Here is an 8,145-nt window from a genome sequence, read left to right as displayed (position 1 = left end):
ATACCTAGGCACACGGAAGCGAAGAAGGACGTAGTTACCGACGAAACGCTTCGGGGAGCGGGAAGCAAGCATTGATCCGAAGATATCCGAATGGGGCAACCCTAAAGACGACCACCTGAATCCATAGGGTGGAGCGAGCAAACCTGGTGAACTGAAACATCTTAGTAGCCAGAGGAAAAGAAAGCAACAGCGATTCCCCCAGTAGCGGCGAGCGAAAAGGGAACAGCCTAAACCAAGTTCTGCGGAACTTGGGGTCGTGGGACAGTGACAAAAGACTGGGAAATTTAGACGAAGCGGCTGAAAACCGCACCAGAGAAGGTGAAAGTCCTGTAGTCGAAAAAGGAACCAGCTTAACTGCATCCCGAGTAGCATGGGGCACGTGAAATCCCGTGTGAATCTGCCTCGACCACGAGGTAAGGCTAAATATTCCCGTGTGACCGATAGAGAAACAGTACCGCGAGGGAAAGGTGAAAAGAACCCCGGAAGGGGAGTGAAATAGAACATGAAACCGTTAGCCTACAAGCAATGGGAGGACGATTGAACGTCTGACCGTGTGCCTGTTGAAGAATGAGCCGGCGACTTACAGGTTATGGCAGGTGAAGGGGGAAGACCCCACAGCCCCAGCGAAAGCGAGTCTGAATAGGGCGAAAAGTCATAATTTGTAGACCCGAACCCGGGTGATCTAACCATGGCCAGGATGAAGCTTGGGTAAAACCAAGTGGAGGTCCGAACCGACTAATGTTGAAAAATTAGCGGATGAGCTGTGGTTAGGGGTGAAATGCCAATCGAACTCGGAGCTAGCTGGTTCTCCCCGAAATGTGTTGAGGCGCAGCGGTAGTAGAAGTTTAGTCGGGGTAAAGCACTGTTTCGCCGCGGGCTGGGAGACCGGTACCAAGGCGAGGCAAACTCTGAATACGGCTAAAAAAACTACCAGTGAGACGGTGGGGGATAAGCTTCATCGTCAAGAGGGAAACAGCCCAGACCACCAGCTAAGGTCCCCAAATGATAACTAAGTGAGAAAGGAGGTGGGAGTGCATTGACAACCAGGAGGTTTGCCTAGAAGCAGCAATCCTTAAAAGAGTGCGTAATAGCTCACTGGTCAAGCGCTCCTGCGCCGAAAATGAACGGGGCTAAGTTATCTACCGAAGCTGTGGACTACATTGTAGTGGTAGGGGAGCGTTCTATAGGGGGTGAAGCAGTAGCGGCAAGCAGCTGTGGACTCTATAGAAGTGAGAATGTCGGCTTAAGTAGCGAAAATGTGGGTGAGAATCCCACACCCCGAAACCCCAAGGTTTCCTCCGCAAGGCTCGTCCGCGGAGGGTCAGTCAGGACCTAAGGCGAGGCTGAAAAGCGTAGTCGATGGACAACGGGTTAACATTCCCGTACCGATTAATGATTGTGCCGGAGAACGGAGAAGGTCAACGTCAGCTGGATGTTGGTTACCAGTGCAAGCAGTCGAGGCGATGAGAGGTGGCGAAAACACCAGGAGCTAAGACGCGAGTCCCACCTCCCACGGGAGGGAAGTGGCGTTGATCAAGCTTCCTAGAAAAGCCCGAACCACGTTAATCATTAATTGCCTGTACCCGAAACCGACACAGGTGGGGAAGTAGAGAATACTAAGGGGCGCGAGATAACTCTCTCTAAGGAACTCGGCAAAATGACCCCGTAACTTCGGGAGAAGGGGTACCCTCGCAAGAGGGTCGCAGTGAATAGGCCCAGGCGACTGTTTACCAAAAACACAGGTCTCCGCCAAGTCGTAAGACGCAGTATGGAGGCTGACGCCTGCCCAGTGCCGGAAGGTTAAGGAAGTTGGTCAGGAGTAATCTGAAGCTGACGACCGAAGCCCCGGTGAACGGCGGCCGTAACTATAACGGTCCTAAGGTAGCGAAATTCCTTGTCGGGTAAGTTCCGACCCGCACGAAAGGCGTAACGATCTGGGCACTGTCTCGGAGAGAGACTCGGCGAAATAGGATTGTCTGTGAAGATACGGACTACCTGCACCTGGACAGAAAGACCCTATGAAGCTTTACTGTAGCCTGGAATTGGCTTCGGGCTTCGCTTGCGCAGGATAGGTGGGAAGCGTTGAAACTCTCCTCGTGGGGAGGGTGGAGCTAACGGTGAGATACCACTCTGGCGAGGCTAGAATTCTAACCCTGACCCCTCATCGGGGCGGGAGACAGTTTCAGGTGGGCAGTTTGACTGGGGCGGTCGCCTCCTAAAAGGTAACGGAGGCGCGCAAAGGTTCCCTCGGTCCCGTTGGAAATGGGACGATAGAGTGCAAAAGCAGAAGGGAGCTTGACTGTGAGACCCACAAGTCGAACAGGGACGAAAGTCGGCTTTAGTGATCCGACGGCACCGCGTGGAAGGGCCGTCGCTCAACGGATAAAAGTTACTCTAGGGATAACAGGCTGATCTCCCCCAAGAGTTCACATCGACGGGGAGGTTTGGCACCTCGATGTCGGCTCATCGCAACCTGGGGCTGAAGTCGGTCCCAAGGGTTGGGCTGTTCGCCCATTAAAGCGGTACGTGAGCTGGGTTCAGAACGTCGTGAGACAGTTCGGTCCATATCCGGTGTAGGCGTAAGAGCATTGCGAGGAGCCTTCCTTAGTACGAGAGGACCGGGAAGGACGCACCGCTGGTGTACCTGTTATCGTGCCAACGGTAAACGCAGGGTAGCCATGTGCGGAGCGGATAACCGCTGAAAGCATCTAAGTGGGAAGCCCACCTCCAGATGATTGCTCTCATGGCATTAAGCCAGTAAGGTCTCGGGTAGACTACCCGTTGATAGGCTCTAGATGGAAGCTCGGTAACGAGTGCAGTCGAGGAGTACTAACCGACCGAGGGCTTGACCTGATTCTTCTTTTCACCACTTTTTCCCTAGCTTTTGCAGTCTTGAGGGTTCTACCCTTCCTGGTGTCTTTAACGTGATGGCACCACTCCGATTCCATCCCGAACTCGGTTGTGAAACTTCACCGTGGCCAAGATACTTGTCGGGTTGCCGACCGGGACAATAGCTCGATGCCAGGATTATTCTTTCCTCAAAAACCCCCCTTTTTTCGGGGGGTTTTTGCTTGTTGACGGTTTTGACTTGGATGAAGGCGAATAGGAACCGTGCCGGAAACGAGATTCTAGCGCCATAGCATCCCGGATAGGGTTGACGGGCTTGCTTTAGCGCGCTATGCTGGCCCGTAGGGTTTTTTAGATTCCTTCTATTTCTCGGAAAACCCTAATTTCGATTACTTTTCCTGAATCCTTACGAGTCAATTTTTTTTCAATAGGAGATTTACCGATGTTAACTTATAAAACATTAGGTCAAGAGAAATACGAAACCCTAGTGGATGAAGCTTATTAAATTTGAAAACAATATACAAGATAGTTATAAGGTGCAGGGATTTCACCTAATTCTGATAATCAGACTGAACCAGTGCCAATTTACACATTTCCAGTAAAAATCATATATTTACTTAATTTTTTGAAAAAAAGAGGTGTTATTAATTATGTCAAAAACTTATCAAAACTTCAAAGATGCGATTGGACAGAGAGAATCTGGTGGAAGCGGAGGCTATCAGGCTCAGAACAGTTTAGGCTTTTTAGGAAAATATCAAGTTGGTGAAGCAGTTCTCAAAGATATAGGTTTTTATGTGGAGGTCACCAGCCCAAATTATTATAAGAATGATTGGCTAGGTACTTGGACTACAAAATCCGGTGTCACCAGTAAAGACTCATTTCTAGGAATTAACGGCAAGGACAAAACGATAGCTGCTGCCAGTCAAGAGAAAGCCTTTGATGCCATATTAGCCCTAAACGCAAATAAAATTATAAAAGGTGGATGGGCAGTTTATGACGGACAAATCTTGAACGGCTATCACATAACGTTTTCAGGAATGCTTGCTTACGCTCACTTAGTAGGCTATACCGCCCTAACTCAAAAATTTCTAAAATCAGGTGGAATCGATGATCCTACTGATGGTAATGGTATTAAAGGTTCAGAATATCTTGCCATTTTTACTGCCTATCAAACACCTTTCAATACTGATCACAGTATTGGGGAAGTAATTAAGGGTGGTATAGGGAAAGATCAATTATCTGGTTTAGATGGAAACGATACATTATCTGGTTTAGGTGGAAACGATACATTAATCGGTGGTCTTGGAATTGACGTGGCAGACTACAGTTTAGAAACAACACCAATTACTTTAACTTTAGTCAAAAATCCTGATCCAAAATTAACGGGATTTAATGGGACAGTAAAGGTCGGCTCTGACACAGACACTTTATCTAGCATTGAAACCCTTAAATTTACTCCAAAAGATGACATTGTAAAAATCCAATCAATTCCTCAAGGAGTAACCCTTGATGCTGTTGATGGAAAAGATACTCTTGACTTTTCCACTGCAAATCCTAAAGTAGGCGTACAGGTTGATAGTACAACAAAAGTTGTTAAATTAGGCTCGGACTCTCTCTCAATCACTAATTTTGAAATCTTTGTTGGTACAGCCTATAATGACATCTTTAAAGTTGATGAAAAAACGATCAAAGTTGATGGTGGAGAAGGAATTGATCTGGTTGACTTTTCAAATTCAAGTAAACCAATAACAGTAGATCTAGTTAAAAGTGGAACAGGAATTCCGCAATATATCAAAATTGAAAACTTTAAAGGTAGTAGTTTTAACGATGTTTTTACTCTGGATAAAGCGGCCAACAAAGTTGAAGCTGGTAACGGAAATGACATAATGATTGGCGGTGCTGGTAACGATACCTTAGACGGGGGCTTAGGAAATGATACTGTTGACTACAGTTTAGAAACAACACCAATTACTTTAACTTTAGTCAAAAATCCTGATCCAAAATTAACAGGATTTAATGGGACAGTAAAGGTAGGCTCTGACACAGACACTTTATCTAGCATTGAAACCCTTAAATTTACTAAGAAGGATGATATTGTAAAAATCCAATCACTTCCCAAAGGAGTAACCCTTGATGCTGTTGATGGAAAAGATACCTTAGACTTTTCAACTTTAACCACAACATTAGGAGTATCAATTAATATTACTGCCAAAGTCGCCCAAGTAGGCTCTGAATCCCTTTCGATTGCCAATTTTGAAACTTTTATTGGTACAAATCGTGATGACACTTTTAAAGTTGATGGAAATACCATTCAAGTTGATGGTGGTGCGGGAAAAAAAGATATTTTAGACTTTGCTGGTAGTAAACAGGGAATTGTCATTAACGACTCAACCAGACCTAAAAATATTATTGCCACAAATATCGAAGAATATATCGGTTCTGCCTACAATGATCGGATAAAAGGGACTGCTGCTGATGAGATTTTCCGCGATGGTGCAGGCGATGATGTCATTTTTGGCGGGGGGGGAAATGACATTTTTTATAACGGACTAGGCAATGATGTTTATGCGTCAGGAGAAAGTGGAGATCAATTCATTTTTTCTGGTAATTTTGGCAAAGATGGCATTGCGGACACTAAAAAAGGTGTTGCTATCAAGATTGGGAACATTGACCTATCTACCGTTGAATGGACAGGGATATCATTCTTTGGAGTAGGTAGATTTAAAAACGCTAGTAAGACACTGATGCTCGATACGGATGGGGTATCCGGTCTAATTACGGATTCATCTGGTAACGAATTATTACTCGGTAACGCCTTTGCCAATGGGGTTTTTAATATTCTTTAATATTGAGCAATTAGCCAGTTGTACGCAACCATCTTGTCCAAGATACTTGTCGGGTTGCCGACCGGGACAATAGCTCGATGCCAGGATTATTCTTTCTCACCCCTCAATCCTAGATTGGGGGGTTTGGTTTTATCTAAGCTATGGTCTGAATTAACACAAAAGGTTGCACGATTAGTGTATTAAAAAGGTTATCGGGATGGGAATTCCAATCGCTTAACTGCTCTTGTGTCGGTTTTTCTAGTAGTTTTTCCCCGATCCAATTCTGCACTTGAGCAACCTGATCACCAGCGATCGCTTCTGCCACTTCGATTAAATTGAGGGAATCGGAAACCAGGATCAGCGCATCCCTTTGAGCATGGGGGATCAAGTCACTCCACTCCACTTCGGCTAATTCCTCTAATAACTGCTCGTGAATATTACCCATACTGTCAATCCTTGCGAAAAAGCTCGCTCAATAACGAATTAGCTCCTCTTTCTAGCATACAGGCAAAGGGACAGCCGATTTCCCCATTTATAGTAATGTTAAGCTAAAATATAACGAACGTTCGATATTAAACTTATGCCTAAGATAGTAGATGTAGAACAATACCGAAAAGAACTCCTCTTAAAAAGTGCCGAACTCTTTGCCGAGAAAGGCTATGCTAACATGACGACGAGAGAATTAGCGCAAGGATTGGGAGTGTCCACGGGAACGCTGTACCACTACTTTCCCAGTAAAGCGGCACTTTTCGAGCAATTAGTCGAGGAGATGTGCCGGCAGGATGTTTTATTAGCTAAAGCCGAGATTGATCGAGGAAAAACCCTGACAGAAAAGCTAAAAATTCTCGGCAAATTTATGACTAATCGCGAGGATTACTGCATCAAACAATTATTCTTATGGATTGATTATTCTCAATATCAAGGACGAGAAGAACTGAGTCGTAGTCAACTTTTTGAGCGCGTTGATCACCGCTATCATCAGGCAGTAATCGAGATTTTAGGTATTAGCGATCCGAGTGTAGCTTGGTTAGTTGTCAGCGTTATTAATGGACTGATATTAGAGCGCCTGTGGTGCAATGAACAGATTGCGATCGATGAACAAATGGAATTATTAGGTAAAATTCTTACTACTTATTTGCAGAAAAACTGTTAACCCCCAACAATCACTTATTAACTAAAAAAATATGAAAGGTAAAACTTTTGTGAAACCAAATCAAAAGTTAATGATCGGGTTAATAGTATTAGGCACAGGATTATTAGGAATAACCACCTTTTATAGTCTTTCCCAATTCGCCACCAAACCCGAAACCAAAACCCATGTAATTGCGTCACCCACACCGCAAAAAATCACCGCTTTAGGCAGAATTGAACCGAGGACAGAAATTATCAGCATATCTGCCCCGATGTTGCTTGATTCCGATCGAGTCAAGCAATTATTAGTCGATGAAGGAGATAGCGTCAAAACGGGACAAATAATCGCCATTCTCGAAAGTCAGGAAAGATTAGAGGATAACCTGCGACAGGGACAAGAACAGGTGAAAGTAGCCGCAGCCAAACTAGAACAGGTGAAAGCTGGGGCAAAAGTCGGAGAAATCGATGCTAATGCCGCTAACGTGCGGAAAATCGAGGCACAATGGTTAGGGGATCAAGCAACCCAACGGACAACCATTCAAAGATTAACAGCGCAATTAGAAGGGGATAGGGCTGCCCAAAAAGCGACAATTGGCAAATTAGAAGCAGAATATCGCAATGCCAAAGCTGAATTTGATCGCTACGAAAAACTCTATCAAGAAGGGGCAATTTCCGCCTCTAGTTTTGATAGTAAAAGACTGAATTTAGAAACCAGTAATCAACAACTAACAGAAGCAAAAGTTACCCTAGAGAGAATTGAAAGCACCGGTAAACAACAGATAGAAGAAGCCAAGACTACCCTAGCCCGGATTGAATCCACCGGTCAACAGCAGATCAAAGAGGCCAAATCCACTTTAAATCAAGTCTCGGAAGTGCGGGGAGTCGATGTGCGGGCAGCCGAAGCGGAGGTAAATGCTGCCCTAGTTGCCGTTAAAAAAGCCCAAACTGAGTTAAATCAGGCCTATATTCGATCGCCAATTACCGGCAAAGTGATTAAAGTCAATACCCGTATCGGGGAACAAATCAGCGATCAAGGAATTGTTGACCTCGCTGAAACCGAGCGCATGGAAGTAATTGCCGAAATCTATCAAAGCGATATCGGGAAAATTCGCAAGGGACAAACTGCCACGATTACCGGATCGGCGTTTAAGGGCGAAGTTAGGGGAAAAGTGCGCTTAATTGCCCTAAAAGTTGACCAACAAAATATCTTCAGCAATCAACCGGGAGAAAACTTTGATCGCAAAGTGATCTCTGTCCGCATTGCCTTAGATCGCGAAAACAGTGAAAAAGTGGCAGGTTTAACCAATTCCCAAGTAACTGTAACTATCAATGAGTAGGTTTT

The 8,145-nt window shown here is 45.1% G+C and carries 4 protein-coding genes and 2 rRNA genes; 5 read left to right on the top strand and 1 reads right to left on the bottom strand.

The window, feature by feature from the left end; translation table 11 throughout:
* From IQ242_RS00560 to IQ242_RS00550, 3 genes are all read left to right on the top strand, one after another.
* Nucleotides 1-2,853: ribosomal RNA gene (locus IQ242_RS00560) — 23S ribosomal RNA — on the top strand; the annotation flags it as partial.
* A 56-nt stretch (nt 2,854-2,909) separates the two neighbouring features.
* Nucleotides 2,910-3,027, top strand: a 5S ribosomal RNA gene (gene rrf, locus IQ242_RS00555).
* Between the two features lie 470 nt (nt 3,028-3,497).
* Nucleotides 3,498-5,693, top strand: coding sequence for a hemolysin (locus IQ242_RS00550; protein ID WP_193958649.1), 2,196 nt, complete (start codon nt 3,498-3,500; stop codon nt 5,691-5,693).
* A 133-nt stretch (nt 5,694-5,826) separates the two neighbouring features.
* On the opposite strand, the gene IQ242_RS00545 is transcribed toward IQ242_RS00550, so the two are convergent.
* Nucleotides 5,827-6,117, bottom strand: a complete 291-nt coding sequence (locus tag IQ242_RS00545; protein ID WP_002745388.1) for a DUF2288 domain-containing protein — start codon at nt 6,115-6,117, stop codon at nt 5,827-5,829.
* A 135-nt stretch (nt 6,118-6,252) separates the two neighbouring features.
* On the opposite strand from IQ242_RS00545, the gene IQ242_RS00540 reads away from it, so the two are divergent.
* Both IQ242_RS00540 and IQ242_RS00535 read left to right on the top strand, forming a co-directional pair.
* Complete coding sequence (locus tag IQ242_RS00540; RefSeq protein WP_193958648.1) at nt 6,253-6,825, top strand: TetR/AcrR family transcriptional regulator; 573 nt, start codon at nt 6,253-6,255, stop codon at nt 6,823-6,825.
* Nucleotides 6,826-6,856: 31 nt separating this feature from the next.
* Nucleotides 6,857-8,140 carry an ABC exporter membrane fusion protein gene (locus IQ242_RS00535; protein WP_193958647.1) on the top strand — a complete coding sequence of 428 codons (1,284 nt, stop codon included), beginning with the start codon at nt 6,857-6,859 and terminating at the stop codon, nt 8,138-8,140.
* Nucleotides 8,141-8,145 lie beyond the last annotated feature (5 nt).

The sequence above is a fragment of the Microcystis sp. LEGE 08355 genome, assembly GCF_015207185.1.
Classification (GTDB): domain Bacteria; phylum Cyanobacteriota; class Cyanobacteriia; order Cyanobacteriales; family Microcystaceae; genus Microcystis; species Microcystis panniformis.
This window is presented reverse-complemented; position numbering and strand designations above follow the sequence as displayed.

What these genes read in the sequence shown, in the direction of transcription:
- IQ242_RS00550 (WP_193958649.1), top strand. Translation starts at nt 3,498, where the DNA reads ATGTCAAAAACTTATCAAAACTTCAAAGATGCGATTGGACAGAGAGAA.
- IQ242_RS00535 (WP_193958647.1), top strand. Translation starts at nt 6,857, where the DNA reads ATGAAAGGTAAAACTTTTGTGAAACCAAATCAAAAGTTAATGATCGGG.
- IQ242_RS00540 (WP_193958648.1), top strand. Translation starts at nt 6,253, where the DNA reads ATGCCTAAGATAGTAGATGTAGAACAATACCGAAAAGAACTCCTCTTA.
- IQ242_RS00545 (WP_002745388.1), bottom strand. Translation starts at nt 6,117, where the DNA reads ATGGGTAATATTCACGAGCAGTTATTAGAGGAATTAGCCGAAGTGGAG.